An 18006-nucleotide genomic window follows, 5' to 3' on the forward strand; every position below is an offset into this window, starting at 1 on the left:
AGTGTTGCAAATGCTGTTGACCTGGTAAAAGATTCCGCTAGTCAAAAATTAAACGCGGTTCCAATTTTCGATTCTACTTTACATGCACAGGATAAGTTAGATAGTTCTGTAAACTTACTTCATGCATTACCATTCTATAAATCACTTCTGTACAATCCCGCAACTAATGCGTATTTAATCGTGGTGCGCATTAATAAAGAAATATTGAATTCACCAGGCCGTACAAAAGTGATTAATGATATAGTACATACCGCCGATGACTATACTTCACAAACAAATATTCAAACACACATAAGCGGATTGCCTTTGATACGTACACAGGTGGCAGACAGGATTGCCCGTGAAATGAAATGGTTTATTATTGGGTCGCTTGCACTTTCTGCATTGATCTTACTTATTATGTTTCGGTCGATATCCACTACACTTTTATCACTGCTGGTAGTAATTATCGGGGTTATCTGGAGTGTTGGGATTACAGAAATTCTCGGTTATAAAATAACATTGCTTACAGCTTTAATTCCTCCCCTCGTGGTTGTTATAGGCATTCCCAACTGTATATATTTTTTAAATAAATACCATTCCACTTTTAAAAAGACAGGAAACAAGGAACAGTCTCTCATTGATATGGTTAGCAAAATGGGTGTAGTTACCTTGTTTTGCAATTTAACTGCAGCCATTGGTTTTGCTGTTTTTGCATTAACCAACAGCGCTATACTAAAGGAGTTTGGACAGGTTGCAGGTCTCAGCATCATGCTCATTTTCGTAATCTCTTTTATTTTATTACCGGGCGTTCTAAGTTATATGCCCGTCCCCGGAAGAAAGCAACTAAACTATTTGAACGTAAGATTTTTTACCAATGTTCTTTTAAGAATTGAGCGTTGGGTTTTGCATCACAAATTTGTCGTCTATACCTTAACGATAGTTGTTGTTATCTTTTCAGCATTTGGAATTTTTAAATTAAAAACTGAAGGTTTTATTGTAGACGATTTACCAAAAACGGATAAAATTTATACTGATCTTAAATTCTTTGAAAAAAACTTTGGTGGTGTAATGCCACTGGAAATAATAATTGATTCAAAAAAAAGATATGGCCTTGCAGGAACACGCATTTTACCAGTGCTTCAAAAAATGGATTCGCTTTCAGCTTATATAAGTTCACAAAAAGAAATGGCGAGGCCGCTTTCAATTGCTGAAGGAATAAAATTTGTTAAGCAGGGATTTTATGACGGAGACTCATCCGCCTATTCCATACCCGATAGTTACCAGGCTGCATTTTTAGGAGAATATTTGAAACCCAACCCAGATAGCGATACTTCGAAAAATAACCTTTCAAACTTGTTGCAGAGTTTTATAGATACCGGAAAAGAGAGCACCCGCATGAGTATTAACATGGCCGATGTTGGAACCAAGAAACTTCCTGAAATTCTTGATGGAATAAGAGATAGAACAAATGAACTTTTCGATTCTTCCAAATTCAAAATAACATTTACCGGGTCAACGATTACTTTTTTAGAGGGCAGTACTTTTATAATAAATGGCTTGAAACAAAGTCTCTTATGGGCATTTTTATTTATTGCTTTGTGCATGCTTTATTTGTTTAAATCATTCCGGATTTTAATCTGTTCTCTCATACCAAATTTAATTCCCTTAGTGGTAACTGCAGGTATAATGGGATGGGCAGGTGTTCGCTTAAAACCCTCTACAGTACTAATTTTCAGTGTGGCTCTTGGTATAGCGATACATGTTACCATACGATTTCTCGTCAATTATAAACAGGAACTTCCTCTAAATAATTTTGATATTAAAAAAACGGTCTCCGAAACAATTAAACATACCGGCCTAAGCATTTTATATACTTCTCTTGTTTTAATTGCGGGCTTTATTATTTTTTGTTTCAGCGGTTTTGGTGGTACCCAATCTTTGGGCTGGCTTACGTCAATTACGCTCTTAACTGCTACCTTAACCAATCTCATCTTATTGCCTGTGCTGCTCCTTTCCACGGGTCAAAAAAAATAGCTGATTACATCTTATTTTTTTTTGCGATAAAATGCAGCAATTATCAATATTTTGTGTCTATACCTACAGATTCAAGACTGTGTAATTATATTTGTTAATTAAAATTAATGTTCATGAGAAAACTTTTATTAACCTTATCAGCGATATTTTTATTATTGATAAGCGGATACGCTCAAAAGAGAATAATTACAGGAACTGTAACCGACGAAAAAGGAAATCCCATCGCGAACGCAAGTGTCCAGATTAAGGGAACTGTAATAGGAACGACCACGAATGCCGATGGCACCTATACTATAAGTGCACCCGCAAATGGCAAAACACTAATCTTCTCCTCAGTAAATGCAGAGTCACAACAAATTCCTATTGGTAGCGATAATGTCATCAGTCTAAGCATGAAAAGTACCAACACCGTTCTTGCTGAGGTTGTAGTTACTGCTTATGGTAATACAAAGAAAAGGGCCTTTACCGGAACTGCATCTACCATAAAGGCAGATGATGTGAAGGACCTGCAGGTAAGTAGCATTGGGAATATGTTACAAGGAACTGCAAGCGGTGTGTTAATCTCAAACGACAACGGCCAGCCTGGAGAAAATCCGGAAATAAGAATCAGAGGAATAGGTTCAATTAATGCAAGTGCATCGCCGTTAATCGTCGTTGACAATGCTCCATACGACGGTAACTTAAACAATATTAATCCAAGTGATATTGAAAGCTATACCATATCCAAAGATGCATCAGCTACGGCGCTCTATGGATCAAGAGCTGCTAATGGTGTTATTTTTATTACCACCAAGACCGGGCGTGGAAAACCGCAGGTTAATCTATCAGCAGTAACAGGGTTTTCCAAAAGGGCAGTCAATGATTACCCATATGTAAGCCCGGCACAGGAATATGAATTAACCTGGGAAGCCTTAAAGAACCAGGCGACATTGGATCCTACACTGGTTGCCAATTCTGGCGCTTCCTCTCCGCAAGATTACGCCAGTAAAAGTGTGGTAGGTGTTTTAGTCTACAATCCTTTTGGTGTTCCTCAACCTATAGGCACAGATGGTAAATTGGTGAGTGGCTCCAAACTTTTATGGAATCAAAACTGGGCAGATGCCTTGTTAAGGACTGGCATTCGCAATGACTATAATATAAATGTTTCAGGAGGTTCAGATAAGACTAAATATTATTTCTCGGGAGGTTTTCTTGATGATGAAGGGATTCCAATCGAATCAGATTTTAAGAGATTTACGGGTAGATTAAAAGTAGATACAAAAGTAAATGACTGGCTTGACGCCGGTATTAATACAAGCCTTGTGTACTCAACTCAAAATTATCCCATCCAGGGTGGCTCTGCTTATTCTAATGTAATTGGATGGATACGCAATATTTCGAACATATATCCTGAATACATTTTAGACCCGGCAACGGGGCAACCCATTTTGGATGCCAATGGAAAAAAGCAATTTGATTTTGGAAACAATGGCCCTTTAACAAGACCTATTTTCAACCCGGGAAATCCTGCGGGAACTACCGTCCTTAATCCGACTACCAATGGGCGGTATTCAACATCAGCAACTGCGTACCTGGAAGCTCAAATAATAAAGGGATTAAAATTCAGGACCCAATATGCACTGGGTATTTTTGATGTGCAGGCAGATTATTACTATAATCCTTTTGTGGGTGATGGTTCTTCTTACGGTGGTTTAAGTGATAAGGCAAGAAATCAGTATACTTCGCAGACTTTTACTAATACGCTTACTTATGATAAAACATTTGGGGAACATCATATAAATGTATTAGGCGGTATGGAAGCTTACAGGTATCATGATACTTATGTGGAAGCACAGTCAAGAGGATTTACCTTCCCCGGCTTAACCGAGTTAGCTTACGGAAGTACACCAAGTGTGGCCACTTCAAATTCAGGTGATGAGAGGCTGGTAAGTTATTTTAGCCGCTTAAATTATGATTATGGTGAGAAGTATCATATTTCATTATCAGTTCGGGCAGACGGTTCCAGTAAGTTTGCTGATTCATCAAGATGGGGAACCTTCTATTCAATAGGAGGTGCATGGAATTTGAACAAAGAAAATTTTCTCAGCAGGATCAATGCTCTTAGCGATTTAAAACTCAGGGCGAGCTACGGTACTACGGGTAACCGCTCGTTGCCGGGTTATTTTCCGTACTTAGGCCTGTATTCAGCGGGAGCCAATATTGCTGACTACAGCGGTTCAATAATAACGCAGCTCGGAAATGGCAATCTGCATTGGGAAACCCAAAAAAACCTTGACCTCGGTATAGATTTTGGATTGTTTAAAAACAGAATCACCGGCTCTTTCACTTATTTTGAAAAAAATTCTGCCAATCTTTTGTTTTTTAGGCCACTTCCTCCCTCGGTTGGTTTAAACGGTATCAATGACAATATTGCCAAAGTTTCTAACAAAGGCGTTGAAATAGATCTTACAACAAAAATTATCGACTCAAGGAATTTTACATGGGTTACTTCTTTCAACGCAACACACGTAAAAAACAAAATCATAAGCTTGCCAGATGAGCCACGTACATACGACGGGCCTGGGCTGAGTAATTTAAAAGTAGGGCAGCCTCTCAATAACTTTTATATAAGAGAGTATGCAGGCGTTGATGCTTCTGACGGTGCACCGATGTGGTACAAGGATGAAAAAGATGCCAACGGTAAGGTGATTGGCAAAGTAGTAACTAAAACCTGGAGTGCCGCAACACGTTATTATGAAGGTACTTCTCTCCCTGACTGGAGTGGTGGCGTCACCAGTAGAATGTCTTATAAAAATATAGACCTGACGGTATTGATTTATTGCAACATTGGTGGAAAAATATATGATGCCGACTACGCGGGATTAATGTACAGCAGTACTGGATTACAACCCGGAAGTCAATGGACTACTGATATACTTAATCGTTGGCAAAGCCCATCGAACCCAGGCGATGGCAGAACCCCAAGATTATTAACTACGTCAGATGACCAGGGCACTTCTACCTCTACCCGCTTTCTGTATGATGATTCTTATGCCCGCATCAGGAATATCACTTTGGGATATAATTTCCCAAAAGCGCTATTAAGCAAAATCAATTTTGTGAGTGCAAGGTTTTATGTTGATATGCAAAATCCATTTACATTTTTTGGACGCAAAGGCCTTGATCCTGAAGAAGGCTTAGGTGGCATAACAGATAATACATCCAGCGTGTATAAAACTATATCTGTTGGAATAAATGTTGGATTTTAATTCTAAACTTTTAATTTTTTAATAATGAAAAAAGTAAAAAATTTAATAATAATTATAAGTGCGGCCACGTTAGCCCTGTCTGGTTGCTCCAAAAAATATCTTGACGATATAAAGCCTGCAGATGGCAGCCTATCCGATGGAGTAATATTTACGTCAAAAACAGGTGTTGATAATGCATTAACAGGCATCTACTATTTATTTCAACAATACGTGCCAGACGACGCAAGGCAAAATATGTTTGGGTTGAAAACTATCCAGTTCAATTTTGACATGCGAGGTAACGATCTAATTTCTGACCCCAGTAACTGGTGGACTTACGAAAACAGTTGGACCGAAAATACCTACGGCAGAATAGCGACTGCAACCAGGGATGAGCAAATCTGGAACCTTTTCTATAAAGCCATAAATAACGCGAATGCAATTATTTTAAACACGCCTAATATTCCAGAAGGAGACGCCGTAAAAAATGCGCTGATAGGAGAAGCCAAAGCATTAAGAGCCTATTCTTATTTTTGGCTGGCGAGGATTTATCAATTCACTTATGCAAAAGATCCCAATGCTCCAGGAATACCTCTTTACACCGCTCCTGCTTCGTCTTCAAGCAATGGAAACCCAAGGGCATCATTAAAAGATGTTTATGATTTGATAACCAGCGATCTTGAATTTGCTGTTGCCAATTTAACAACCGACAGGATTGACAAATACAGGATCAATAAGAATGTGGCAGAACTTATTCTTGCAGAAGTTTACCAGGAACTCGCCATGTCCGATAATACGCTTTGGGCAAAGGCAATAAGCAATGCGAAGGCAGCAAGGGTTGGATACCCATTGATGAGCGGCGGAGAGTATGCAAGCGGTTTTAATTCTGTCACTAATGAAGAGTGGCTTTGGGGTATACAATTTAATGCTTCGCAATCGTTGTTATATGCTTCGTTCTTTGGTTATATTGATCCGTCCCCGAGCAATAACCGGTACCAGGATATTTATGTGAATACTACTTTCGTTAACCAGTTTAGTGCTACCGATGTTAGAAATCTGTTTGTTCCGGCACCTAGCCAAAACGCTTCGTGGCAAGTATGGATGACCGCAAAATTCCGTGATAACGCATCTTTCTCCGGCGATTTGGTATTGATGCGTTCGGCCGAAACCTATCTTATAGAAGCCGAAGGTGATGCACAAATGGGACAATTGGATGCCGCCAAAGATGCGTTATATGTGTTGCAATTAAAAAGAGATCCCAATGCCGTAAGATCAACAGCCCCTGATAAGGCAACTTTGATTAATGAAATTCTTTTGGAAAGGCGTAAAGAATTATATGCAGAAATGGGTGTACAATATTTTGATCTGAAAAGATATCAAATGCCTTTAGTAAGAGATGGAAACGAGTGGAGTTTACTCAATATTCCCCCGGACAGCAATAAGTGGAGATGGCAACTGCCGCAGGCGGAAATGGATGCGAATAAGAGCCTGACTTCCGCAGATCAAAATCCTCTTTAAATTCTTAAAAAGAAAAACGATGAATATAAAATCAAAAAATTATTTATTAGTGTTTACTCTTTTTGCTATGGGATTCTTTTCCTGCAAGAAAGACAACACTATTACCACACCGGTCTTGTTGGAATTTGTAGGCCAAACTGCAACCGGACAATATGCAATTAAAAATGACCCAAAGTCGGTATTTAAAATTCCCGTTGGTATTACCAAAGCTTTTAATAAAGACGTAACTATTCAATTCACCTATTCCTCATCAACTGCCATAGCCGGACAACAGTACAATGCACCGGCTAGTTTGACAATAAAGGCAGGCGAGGTAGTAGATTCACTCGAAATAAACGGGATCTTTGCCGGATACCCTACAGTTACAAAGGTGGATACTTTAAATATCACTATGTCCAGCAACGATGTTCCTTTAGCCACCTCTCTTAATACTAAGTATATTTTAATAATGAAAAAGTACTGGGAAGCGGACCTGAATGCTTTTTCGGGAGTTTATACGGACCAGGATTATTATGGAGGGGCACCTGACGGAGGACCTTATCAGGTTACCATCACCCCGCTATCGATAAATGGTTCTACCAGCTATGTAGCGATTACTGGTTTATGGGGTATCGACCAACCTCCAGTGAAAGTAACTTTAAATTGGACCAATATTGACACCGGGACAACAGTTGTTCCTAAAGCTCCCTGGTTTGTTCACCCCACTTATGGGCAGGCTACTATCAATCCTCATGGAACGGGAACCTTCTCAACAACCAATAACACCATGACAATAATTTATGAAGCTACAGTCGCGGCAGGAAGTTTTGGTGTTGAGACAACTGTATTGGCTAAATAACAGCATTGGTTTTTGCAAAATTGATAAGATAAAATCGGCCGAAAAAGCCGCCTCCCAAAGGTGGCTTTTTTTAATAGCTGATTTTCATTTTTTTCAAATTGATTAAGTAACCTACTTGTAATTTTCCGAATGATTTACCTCTTTAACCCATAATCATATAGGACCATAAAATTAATTTTTCCTAACTTGGGATGATTTAAATTCCGATTGTGCATTTTATCCGAAATTTTTTTTCTTCAAAGGCAGACAGAGATTTGAGAAACCAACTCCGCAATGTACTTGGCCTGTCACCCGGCAAATTAAATTTATATAAAACCGCACTTAGCCATCGTTCTATAAGAGAGGGCGCAGATGAAAATAATGAGCGACTTGAATTTTTAGGAGATGCGGTTCTAAGTTCGTTGGTGGCTCACTATCTTTTCATGCGGTATCCTTATAAAGACGAAGGTTTTTTAACCGAGATGAGAAGCAAAATGGTTAACCGTAACCAGTTAAATGAAATTGCTCTAAAAATCGGGCTGAAGAAAATTACTTTTTATAACCGGTTTGATAACTCTTTAAAAATTTCGCAGATATTTGGAAATACGCTGGAAGCTGTTGTGGGCGCCGTTTACCTTGATAAAGGTTATCTGAAAACACGCAAATGGGTAAACGAACATATCATAAGCCCTCACCTGTTTATGCAGGATCTTGAGAATCTAGATATCAATCAAAAAAATAAATTATACGGTTGGGCCAATAAAAACGGGAAGAATCTTGAGTTTGAAACATTGGACGAAAAAATTGAAAATGGAAGGAGGTTATTTACTATTGCTGCTAAAGTTGATGGCGTTGTAATTGCCGAAGCAAAAGCATATAATAAAAAAGACGCCAGCCAGGTGGCCGCACAAATTGCAGTTGAAAAATTAGGACTATTATGAAATTTGGAATTATTGGCAGTGGAAGTTGGGGTACTGCTTTGGCTAAAATTTTAACTGATAATAACCATTCAATTAATTGGTGGATAAGAAACCAGGCAGTTATCGACCATTTTAAGAAACGTCATCACAATCCACAGTACTTAAGCTCTGCATATTTCGATACAAATCTATTGCATCTAACGACTAATGTTGAAGAGGTAATAAGTGGATCTGATTATGTATTGATTGTGGTTCCTTCGGCTTATGCACTAGATGTATTGGGCGGTTTGCAAAAGAATATTTTTCAGAATAAAAAGATCATTTCTGCAATAAAAGGCATACTGCCCGAACAAAATTTATTGTTGAATGACTATCTCAAAAATGAATATGATGTAGAACTGGCCAATTATTTTACGATACTTGGCCCTTGCCATGCAGAAGAAGTTGCTGCTGAAAAATTATCGTATCTCACTTTCTCCGGAGTGGATGTTGAAACCACTCAATTAATAGCTGCTCATTTTAAAACCGATTATCTCAATACTATTGATAACACCGATATTTATGGTGTTCAGTTCGCTGCTATCCTTAAAAATATTTATGCACTTGGCGCCGGTATAGCTCATGGCCTTGAATATGGAGATAATTTTTTGAGTGTGTTAATTGCCAACAGTGCTGATGAAATGGCAGGATTCTTAAGAAAGGCAGGAATACAAAACATAGAAGTGGGGAGCATTGAACATTCCGCACTGCACACTCGAAATGAAAAACATACAACCAATTATGCGGCTTCGGTTTATTTGGGAGATCTTTTGGTAACCTGCTATTCACTATACAGCCGCAACAGAACTTTTGGGAATATGATTGGCAAAGGATATTCCGTAAAATCGGCGCAGCTCGAAATGAATATGGTTGCAGAGGGATATAATGCGAGCAGGTGTATTCATATAATTAATAAGAGTATTCTCGCAGAAATACCTATAGCGGATACTATTTATAAAATTTTATGGGAGCATCTTTCCCCGGTGGAAGGTTTTAAGGCGATCGAAAAAACATTGGTTTGAGTACCTTACATAAAAAAATCGGAAGCGATTCGATCCGCAAAAAGTTTTCCTTCATCAGTCAATAAGAGTTTTTCATTAATATAAACTATCATTTTTTTATTAATGTAATTAACAACGGAATCTTCTATTCTTTTTCTTTCTTTCACTGAAAAATTATCTTCTATTATTTTCAAATCAAGCCCTTCCATGGTGCGCAAAGAAGTCATAATATATTCGTTTAACCTTTCAGCGTTAGTAAGGTTTTCTTCTTCAAAAGGGATCATATTATTTTTTATAGATTGAATGTACAATGCATTATTGGCAATATTCCATTTCCTGCTTTTGCCGTCATAAGAATGAGCAGAAGGGCCAATACCAATGTATTTCTTCCCTTGCCAATAGCTGCTGTTATGCCTGCTCCGGTAGCCAGGTTTCGCAAAGTTGGAAATTTCGTAATGTTCATAACCAGCCTCTTTCATCCATTGCATGAGAAGCAAAAATTGTCTTGCCTGCTGTTCAGTATCGATGTCAACTTTCTTTTTTAAAAGAATCATTTTTTGCAGCGCCGTTTTTGGCTCCACGGTTAATGCATAGCAGGCTATGTGAGGAGCGCCCAGGTTTATCACCTGCTCAACATTCATCTTCCATTGTTCATCGGTAAGGCCAGGAGTTCCATAAATAAGATCAACAGAAAAATTATTGAAGCCTGATTTTTTTGCGAGTATTACACTGCCAAGAGCTTGTGAAGTATTATGCACTCTGTTCATCCATTCCAGATCTTTTTGTTGAAAAGACTGAATGCCGATACTTAGCCTGTTTATGCCTGCTTCTTTCCAGGTGCTTAATTTTTCTTTACTAATATCATCAGGGTTTGCTTCGATTGTAATCTCTGCTTTATCGCTTACCAGGTAATTATCATTTATAGCATTTAATAAATTTTCTAAATCAGTATTATTGAGCAGGCTCGGCGTTCCTCCACCAAAATATATAGTTTCTATAATTTCCTTTTGGTTTTTATCGTTTATTAAATAAACAGGTGAAAGATTGATTTCTTTTATTAAAGCAGCGATCATTTCATCTTTCGCCTCCAATAGAGTAGAAAAATGAAAATTGCAATAGTAACATGCTTGTTTGCAAAATGGAATATGAAGGTAAATGCCAGCCAATATTTCTTTAATTGTTTTATATGTCTTACATCATTCGGACATCGTTCTCAATATTTCATTTTAGATTTGAATGATTAACATGAAAGTAGCAAGAATAAAATATTTCAGTCGTGTTTTGTTGATTGCGGCGTCAATATTTTTATCCGGTTCAACTATTTCTGCCCAAAAAAAATATATTGTCAACTATAAATTATCTGGTGCAGATACCATTCAAAGCGTATCACATCTCAACCTTAAAACCTCTTTCGAAGGGAAAGGATTTGCCACTGATTATTTAAATGCTTTACCTGCAACGCTTGTATCCAGGGGCTTTCCCGGTGCTTCTATCGATTCTGTTGTATATGATTCAACCCAGGCAAATGTTAGTTTGTATTTAGGCGAACAATATAAATGGGTGCAAATAAATACAGATAGTGTTGATGAAAAATTGCTGGAAGCCACCGGTTGGAACGCAAAGCAATTTAATAATAAGACGATTGACCTTAATCGTTTGCAACAGCAGGAAGAGAGGATATTAAGTTATTACGAAAACAATGGGTATCCATTTGCAGAAGTTTCGCTGAATAACGTTGAGATAAGCGACAATAAAATTAAAGGCGACCTGGAGGTAAAAAAGGGCCCCTTATATCATATCGACAGTATCAGGGTTATTGGAAAAGCTAAAATTAAAAATCTGTTTCTTCAGCATTATATCGATATTAGTAATGGCAGCATTTATAATAATCAAAAGTTGCAAAAAGTGAGCAGCCGGTTAAAGCAATTACCTTACCTGCAGGAATTGCAACCATGGGACGTTACCATGTTGGGCAGTGGGTCTATTCTAAATTTGTATCTGCAACCCAAACGGAGCAGTGAAATAAATGTGCTCGTAGGATTCTTACCAGGCAATACTACAACTGGTAAAACACAAATAACGGGAGATGTTCATCTTAATTTAAAAAACTCGCTGGGACAAGGTGAAAATATTTTAGTGAACTGGCAGCAACTGCAGCCTCAATCTCCCCGGTTGAATTTAGGCTTTAGCCAGCCCTATATGTTTAATTCGTTATTTGGTATTGACTTCAGTTTTGATTTGTTGAAGAGAGACTCTTCATATTTGCAACTAAATGGCATTATCGGAATTCAGTATAGTTTATCTGTAAATCAATCGGGTAAAATTTTTTATCAGAATGAACGCAGCTACTTGCTTTCTGGCGGAGTGGATACCAATAATATTATGATTGCAAAAAGGCTACCACCAAATATTGATGTAGGATCTGGAAATTTTGGGATTAATTATGAATTTATAAATACCAATTACCGGCCTAACCCAAGAAACGGCAACGAAGTTTCTATAACGGCAACAGCAGGTATTAAAAAAATAACTAAGAACAATAATATTATCAATCTAAAAGATCCTTCAGAGCCTTCTTTTAATTTTAATTCGTTGTACGATTCTGTAAAACTAAAATCATATCGTTTGCGTTTGATAGTGGCTGCTGCACATTATACGCCTATGGGTAAACGAAGTACGTTAAAAACGGCGGCCAATATTGGCTGGTATCAAAGCCCTCAAATATTTCAAAACGAGTTGTTCCAAATTGGCGGGTACAAATTGCTAAGGGGTTTTGATGAAGAAAGTATTTATGCAAATCAGTATGCAGTTTTTACAGCGGAATACAGGTACCTTGTTGGTGTTAATTCAAATTTCTTTGGATTCACAGACATAGGTTTCACGCAGACAAAATTTAATTCGATAGACTATTCTAATAATTTTATCAGTGCAGGAATCGGTCTTGCCTTCGAAACGAAATTCGGTTTATTGAATCTGAGTTATGCGATAGGAAAAAGGAACGATATAAAATTTGATATTCGCAATGCTTCCAAAATACATTTTGGCTATATCAACTATTTTTGAGCTATTAAAAATAAAAATGACGCGTCATTTCCTTATTACTTTATCGCTTACTTTTTTTGGAACGTGCCTTTATGCCCAGCAAGTTCAAGATAGCTTAAAGCTTTATAAACCCGATACCTTAGTTAAGGCCATACCTGATACTTCAGGATTTAATAAGAAGCCGACTAAAGTAGTGCATCACAAGGTCAGGCCTGATACGGCACTTATTGCACTTACGGATACATCGGGGTTACATGTTGATTCGCTTAACGTGGTGATTCAGCCGGTAGTAAAATCGTATCGTTCGGTTGTGGATTCATTGCTTTTGGCAGGGGAATTTATTAATGTAAAAGAACCGGCCACCTATTTTATTGCTGAAAAAAAACAATCAACCGGGGAGGAATTTATTTTTTATTCGCTTTGTGTCGTGGTTTTAATTCTTGGAGTATTTAAAACTTTTTATAATACCTATTTTAATAATCTTTTCAAAGTATTTTTTAATACATCTATAAGGCAAACACAGCTTACGGATCAGTTGGTGCAAGCCAAACTTCCTTCTTTTATTCTTAATATTTTTTTTACCATAAGCGTAGGTTTTTATATATGGTTGCTTTTTAAACATTACCAGCCGCCGAGGCTCATCAATAACCAGCTGTTACTGCCTTTTTGCGTACTGGGAATAGCAGCCTTGTATTTTGTAAAATATTGTATTCTTAAGTTTATGGGATGGATGAGCGGGATGCAGCAGGCCACCGACAACTATATTTTTGTAATATTTCTCGTAAATAAGATTACCGGGATCGTGCTGCTTCCATTTGTAATTTTACTCGCCTTCTCCTTGCCACAATGGACAAATTTTATCGTGGTCTTCTCGCTGTTGCTTACGGGGTTATTTTTCTTGTCGAGGTATGCGAAAATTTATGGTATTTTGGAATACCGCTTTCCGCTTAAGCCTTTCCACTTTATGATTTATGTAACTGCGGTAGAAATTTTGCCGCTGCTTATAGTTTATAAGTTGGTAGTAGATTATCTTATATGAATGTAGATTTTCAGGGCTTTTCAGGGCTTTTACGCACGTTATTTGCTTTTTTGGTTGTTAGTATTCTAACAAAAAAAATGTAACTTTGTCTCATACCTGTTCGATTACTATGGATATGAAAACTGATTTACAAGAGCCAAGAACTTTGAAACAAATCGAAAATATTCTTATAACACAGGCAAGGCCGGAAGGGGACAAATCTCCTTACTTTGAAATGGCAAAAAAATATAACCTGAATCTCAGGTTCGAGCCATTCATAAGAGTTGAGCCTATTTCGTCAAAAGAATTCCGTAAACAGAAGATCGAAATTGCTGCATATTCTGCGGTAATATTTACAAGCCGCAATGCTATTGACCATTTTTTTAGGACATGTGAAGAATTGAAAATCACTATTTCTCAAAACACAAAATATTTTTGTATTACCGAATCTGTGGCTCTTTATCTTCAAAAATTTATTTTATACAGGAAGAGAAAGGTTTTTTATGGCGCAGATGGCACTAATAAAAGTCTCTTTGATGTAATCAATAAACATAAGGAACTTGAGAAGTTTTTATATCCTTGTTCGCAATCGTTCGATAGTGAAATAACTAACTGGCTTATTTCAAATAACTGCGAGTATGCAATACCGGTATTATACCAGATTATTTCAAATGATGTTAGAGCAGTTATCGAAAAACAACATTATGATATTATTTGTTTTTTTACGCCTCTCGGTGTAAGAAGCTTTGTTGAAAATTGCCCGACTTTTGTTCAAAACGGTACTATTGTTGGCGCATTTGGCGACAACACCCGTAAAGCAGTTTTGGCAGCAGGACTTACTCCTGATATTATTGCTCCCCAGCCAAAAGCGCCGAGTATGGTTTCAGCTTTGGAAAATTATCTTTCAGGGTTGAGAAAAAAATAATTTCCCGAAATTCAGTTCAGATCTTTATTGGTATTGCCAATTTTTTATAGGCGATGAATCTGATTTAAGACAGGTGTTAAAAAGTTAAAGCCCCTCCGTTAGCAAAGGGGCTTTGAGCATATTTCTATGAATAAAATAACAAGTACGATATACCAATTATTTTTTTATCAGGCCTGCGAAATAATTTACAGTACGCACCAGTTGTGAAACATAACTCATTTCATTATCGTACCAACTTACTGTTTTTACGAGTTGATCATCACCTACCGTAATCACTTTTGTTTGAGTGGCGTCGAACAAAGAACCATAGTGAATTCCTATTACGTCACTGCTTACTATTTCATCTTCAGTATAGCCAAAGCTTTCATTGGACGCTGCTTTCATTGCTGCATTTACTTCTGCAACGGTGGTCTTTTTATTTAAGATTGAAGTGAGTTCTGTAAGAGAACCAGCAATAACGGGAACTCTCTGCGCACCTCCGTCAAGTTTTCCTTTTAACTCTGGTAATACAACGCCGATGGCTTTAGCAGCACCGGTACTGTTAGGAACAATGTTGGCAGCCGCTGCTCTCGCTCTCCTTAAATCACCTTTCGCATGCGGGGCATCCAGGGTATTCTGGTCATTCGTATAGGCGTGTATGGTAGTCATAAAACCAACTCTAATGCCAAAGGAATCGTTCATAACTTTTGCCATAGGAGCCAGGCAATTGGTAGTGCATGAAGCACACGAAATAATCGTTTCAGTGCCATCAAGAATGTTGTGGTTTACATTAAATACAACTGTCTTTAAATCGCCGGTAGCTGGAGCAGAAATTATGACTTTTTTTGCGCCAGCTTTAATGTGCGCTTCTGCTTTGTCTTTATCGGCAAAAAATCCGGTGCTTTCTATTACAACATCTACATTGTGTGTTCCCCATGGAATCTGTGAAGGATCTTTTTGTGCATATATTTTTATTTCTTCGCCATTAACGACGATTGCATTATCTGTACTTTTTACTTCACCTTCAAACCTTCCCTGTGCGCTATCATATTTCAATAGATGCGCCAATACTTTGGGACTAGTTAAGTCATTAATAGCCACAACGTCTATCCCTTTCATATTATAGATTTGTCGAAAAACCAACCGGCCTATCCTGCCAAAACCATTAATAGCAACTTTAACTGTGCTCATAATTATTTGTTTTTTATTTTAAAATTGAGTTGCAAAATTAAGCTTTGTTGCAGATAATTTGCATTAAAAAATTTATTCAATTTTCGAATATCCCTTGCCTGTTGAATGATTGATTTTAAACGGGTTGATTAGCAGTTATTGGTTGTTGCCACTTACATATTCATTTCCTTTTAAATAAAACCTGTAAGGGCGTAACGCATCAGCCCCGGCACTTTCAACACCAATTCTGGCACTTGTGCCAATTTGTTCCGGATCAATTTTGAAATGATCATCTATCAAATAAATTTCATTCCCAATTAAATGATTTCCTGAATGTTGTTTAAAAATGCCCAGCGCCTTCCCAACATTGCCCGGACCGCGGGTAAGTGTCTTATCAACTACCTTTTTGCCCGTTCTCTGCAACATGATATCGATTCCTTCCATCGGCTCAACGGCTCTTACTAGGACGGCATCAGGAATATTTTTATCGTTGGTTACTATATTCATCATTTGATGCATGCCATAACATATATACACATATGCAGTACCTGCGTCAGCATACATATGTTCATTGCGGGCCGTTCTTTTACCGCCAAACGAATGAGATGCCTTATCTGTATGGGCAACGTATGCTTCCGTTTCAACAATTCTTCCCGAGGTAACGATCCCGCCGAAATTGGTTACAAGAATTTTGCCCACCAATTCTTTTGCGATTAATACAACATCTTTGCGCCTGTAGAATGATAAGGGTATTTTTTTCATGTTTGAAACTTAACTAAAAAAAAACATCAAAATAAAACTTTCCGATGAAACCAGATTATATTATCTAAGTTTGGCAACATCATAATGTAACGTCATTGCTTGAAGAAATAATTATAGCAATAAGGTCTTATTTCAAGGCCCACAATTTTATTGTAAAACACAAATTGTGGAAGTGGATAGTAATTCCCGGGACTATTTATGCAATTCTATTTGCTGTTGGAATTTATATTTTCTGGCAGTCATCTGCGCACGTAATTGATTATTTTTTTTCAAAAACGGGGCTAAAAATTTGGCTGCAAAAAGAACATGATAGCTGGCTTCGGTTCATTTTTATTTTTGGACAACTTATTTTGCAGCTTATACTGATGTTATTTTATTTTTCATGGTTTAAATATTTGTTTCTTATAATTGGATCGCCGGTATTTGCCTGGTTGAGCAAGAAAACAGAAGCCATTATCAACGATACCAAACATCCATTTGATGTCAATAAATATCTGGGTGATATTGGAAGGGGGATTCAAATTGCCCTGCGAAATACACTATGGCAAACGGTATATTTCGTCACAATTATATTTTTATCACTTGTACCTGTTATCGGCTGGGCTTCGCCGGTTTTGGCCATTTTTGTTGAATGTTATTACTTTGGTTTCTCCATGTTGGATTATACGAGCGAAAGAAAAGGCGTTTCTTCCTCAGCAAGTATTGATTTTATTTCTGATCACAAAGGCCTGGCTATTGGTAATGGTATGGTATTTTTTATGATGCATGCAGTATTATTTGTAGGATGGGTTATGGCGCCGGGTTACGCAGTTGTTGCCGCGACGCTGAGTTTGCAGGAAAGTAAAAGCTAATTTTCGTCTTAATATATTTTTCCAATGATTTATTTAATTCCCTCCTTTTTAGCAGATGAAACTGTTGAAACCATTCCACCCTATGTTTTGCAAGCTGTAAGAAACTGCAAGGTAATTTTTGCAGAAAATGAAAGAACTGCGAGGCGCTTTTTAAAAAGTATGTCAAAAGAAATTGTAATTGACGATTTCGAATGGTATACTATTCATAAGGCGGAACAGGAGCAGGTAAATTATTTCAGGCAAAAAATAAAGGAAGAAAAGAACATTGCAATTATAAGTGAAGCTGGTTGCCCGGGAGTTGCAGACCCCGGCCAGATTTTAATTAGTGAAGCACAAAAAATGAATGTTGTAGTAAAGCCATTAGTTGGACCAAATTCAATACTACTTGCTTTGATGGCGAGCGGATTAAATGGTCAGCATTTTTGTTTTGAAGGATATTTACCGATTGATAATTTGGACAGAAATAAAAAAATAAAACAATTAGAAGAGGATTCTCTTAAAAATAACAGCACTAAAATCTTTATAGAAACACCCTATCGGAATAATAAATTACTGGAAACTGTTTTGCAACATTGCAAACTATCCACCCGGTTATGCATTGCAGCAGAACTCACTTCGCCAAATGAATGGATAAAGACAAAAACTGTAGCTGAATGGAAAAAAGAAAACATAGACTTGCACAAAAAGCCGGTAATATTCCTTTTGCAGGGCTGACATAGGA

General features: G+C 37.5%; 14 protein-coding genes. 11 read left to right on the forward strand and 3 right to left on the reverse strand.

Going from position 1 to position 18006, the window contains the following annotated elements; genetic code table 11:
• The 6 genes from ACO1O5_RS20195 to ACO1O5_RS20220 all read left to right on the forward strand — a co-directional run.
• On the forward strand, positions 1–2016 hold a 2016-nt coding region (locus ACO1O5_RS20195), incomplete at its 5' end, for an efflux RND transporter permease subunit (protein ID WP_486273487.1).
• Positions 2017–2129: 113 nt separating this feature from the next.
• On the forward strand, positions 2130–5264 hold the full coding sequence (locus ACO1O5_RS20200; protein WP_486273488.1) for a SusC/RagA family TonB-linked outer membrane protein: 3135 nt from the start codon (positions 2130–2132) through the stop codon (positions 5262–5264).
• Between the two features lie 24 nt (positions 5265–5288).
• Complete coding sequence (locus ACO1O5_RS20205) at positions 5289–6761, forward strand: RagB/SusD family nutrient uptake outer membrane protein (protein WP_486273489.1); 1473 nt, start codon at positions 5289–5291, stop codon at positions 6759–6761.
• 19 nt (positions 6762–6780) lie between these two features.
• Positions 6781–7599 (forward strand): hypothetical protein, encoded by an 819-nt coding sequence (locus ACO1O5_RS20210; RefSeq protein ID WP_486273491.1) that lies wholly within the window; start codon positions 6781–6783, stop codon positions 7597–7599.
• Positions 7600–7808: 209 nt separating this feature from the next.
• Positions 7809–8519 (forward strand): ribonuclease III family protein, encoded by a 711-nt coding sequence (locus tag ACO1O5_RS20215; protein ID WP_486273493.1) that lies wholly within the window; start codon positions 7809–7811, stop codon positions 8517–8519.
• The gene (locus ACO1O5_RS20220) at positions 8516–9559 is read left to right on the forward strand and encodes an NAD(P)H-dependent glycerol-3-phosphate dehydrogenase (protein WP_486273495.1); all 1044 of its coding nucleotides are present in this window, start codon (positions 8516–8518) and stop codon (positions 9557–9559) included. Before ACO1O5_RS20215 ends, ACO1O5_RS20220 begins: the two co-directional genes overlap by 4 nt.
• 5 nt (positions 9560–9564) lie before the next feature.
• Here the strand turns inward: ACO1O5_RS20220 and hemW are convergent, their stop codons facing one another.
• Positions 9565–10704: a radical SAM family heme chaperone HemW gene (gene hemW, locus ACO1O5_RS20225; protein WP_486273497.1), complete on the reverse strand. Its 1140-nt coding sequence runs from the start codon at positions 10702–10704 to the stop codon at positions 9565–9567.
• A gap of 79 nt (positions 10705–10783) precedes the next feature.
• On the opposite strand from hemW, the gene ACO1O5_RS20230 reads away from it, so the two are divergent.
• From ACO1O5_RS20230 to ACO1O5_RS20240, 3 genes are all read left to right on the forward strand, one after another.
• On the forward strand, positions 10784–12601 hold the full coding sequence (locus ACO1O5_RS20230) for a BamA/TamA family outer membrane protein (protein ID WP_486273499.1): 1818 nt from the start codon (positions 10784–10786) through the stop codon (positions 12599–12601).
• Positions 12602–12617: 16 nt separating this feature from the next.
• Entirely contained in the window at positions 12618–13619 is a 1002-nt protein-coding gene (locus ACO1O5_RS20235; protein ID WP_486273501.1) for a DUF4271 domain-containing protein, read from the forward strand.
• Between the two features lie 115 nt (positions 13620–13734).
• Entirely contained in the window at positions 13735–14523 is a 789-nt protein-coding gene (locus ACO1O5_RS20240; protein WP_486273503.1) for a uroporphyrinogen-III synthase, read from the forward strand.
• Between the two features lie 156 nt (positions 14524–14679).
• Here ACO1O5_RS20240 and gap read toward each other — a convergent pair whose 3' ends face one another.
• The gene (gap, locus tag ACO1O5_RS20245; protein ID WP_486273505.1) at positions 14680–15693 is read right to left on the reverse strand and encodes a type I glyceraldehyde-3-phosphate dehydrogenase; all 1014 of its coding nucleotides are present in this window, start codon (positions 15691–15693) and stop codon (positions 14680–14682) included.
• A gap of 135 nt (positions 15694–15828) precedes the next feature.
• Positions 15829–16434, reverse strand: a complete 606-nt coding sequence (locus ACO1O5_RS20250) for a DNA-3-methyladenine glycosylase (RefSeq protein ID WP_486273507.1) — start codon at positions 16432–16434, stop codon at positions 15829–15831.
• Positions 16435–16529: 95 nt separating this feature from the next.
• On the opposite strand from ACO1O5_RS20250, the gene ACO1O5_RS20255 reads away from it, so the two are divergent.
• Entirely contained in the window at positions 16530–17285 is a 756-nt protein-coding gene (locus ACO1O5_RS20255; RefSeq protein WP_486273509.1) for an EI24 domain-containing protein, read from the forward strand.
• 24 nt (positions 17286–17309) lie between these two features.
• Entirely contained in the window at positions 17310–17999 is a 690-nt protein-coding gene (locus tag ACO1O5_RS20260) for an SAM-dependent methyltransferase (RefSeq protein WP_486273511.1), read from the forward strand.
• Positions 18000–18006 lie beyond the last annotated feature (7 nt).

The organism is Ginsengibacter sp., from assembly GCF_057362405.1.

What these genes read in the sequence shown, in the direction of transcription:
- ACO1O5_RS20230 (WP_486273499.1), top strand. Translation starts at nt 10,784, where the DNA reads ATGAAAGTAGCAAGAATAAAATATTTCAGTCGTGTTTTGTTGATTGCG.
- ACO1O5_RS20250 (WP_486273507.1), bottom strand. Translation starts at nt 16,434, where the DNA reads ATGAAAAAAATACCCTTATCATTCTACAGGCGCAAAGATGTTGTATTA.
- ACO1O5_RS20210 (WP_486273491.1), top strand. Translation starts at nt 6,781, where the DNA reads ATGAATATAAAATCAAAAAATTATTTATTAGTGTTTACTCTTTTTGCT.
- ACO1O5_RS20200 (WP_486273488.1), top strand. Translation starts at nt 2,130, where the DNA reads ATGAGAAAACTTTTATTAACCTTATCAGCGATATTTTTATTATTGATA.
- ACO1O5_RS20205 (WP_486273489.1), top strand. Translation starts at nt 5,289, where the DNA reads ATGAAAAAAGTAAAAAATTTAATAATAATTATAAGTGCGGCCACGTTA.
- ACO1O5_RS20240 (WP_486273503.1), top strand. Translation starts at nt 13,735, where the DNA reads ATGAAAACTGATTTACAAGAGCCAAGAACTTTGAAACAAATCGAAAAT.
- gap (WP_486273505.1), bottom strand. Translation starts at nt 15,693, where the DNA reads ATGAGCACAGTTAAAGTTGCTATTAATGGTTTTGGCAGGATAGGCCGG.
- ACO1O5_RS20235 (WP_486273501.1), top strand. Translation starts at nt 12,618, where the DNA reads ATGACGCGTCATTTCCTTATTACTTTATCGCTTACTTTTTTTGGAACG.
- ACO1O5_RS20260 (WP_486273511.1), top strand. Translation starts at nt 17,310, where the DNA reads ATGATTTATTTAATTCCCTCCTTTTTAGCAGATGAAACTGTTGAAACC.
- ACO1O5_RS20220 (WP_486273495.1), top strand. Translation starts at nt 8,516, where the DNA reads ATGAAATTTGGAATTATTGGCAGTGGAAGTTGGGGTACTGCTTTGGCT.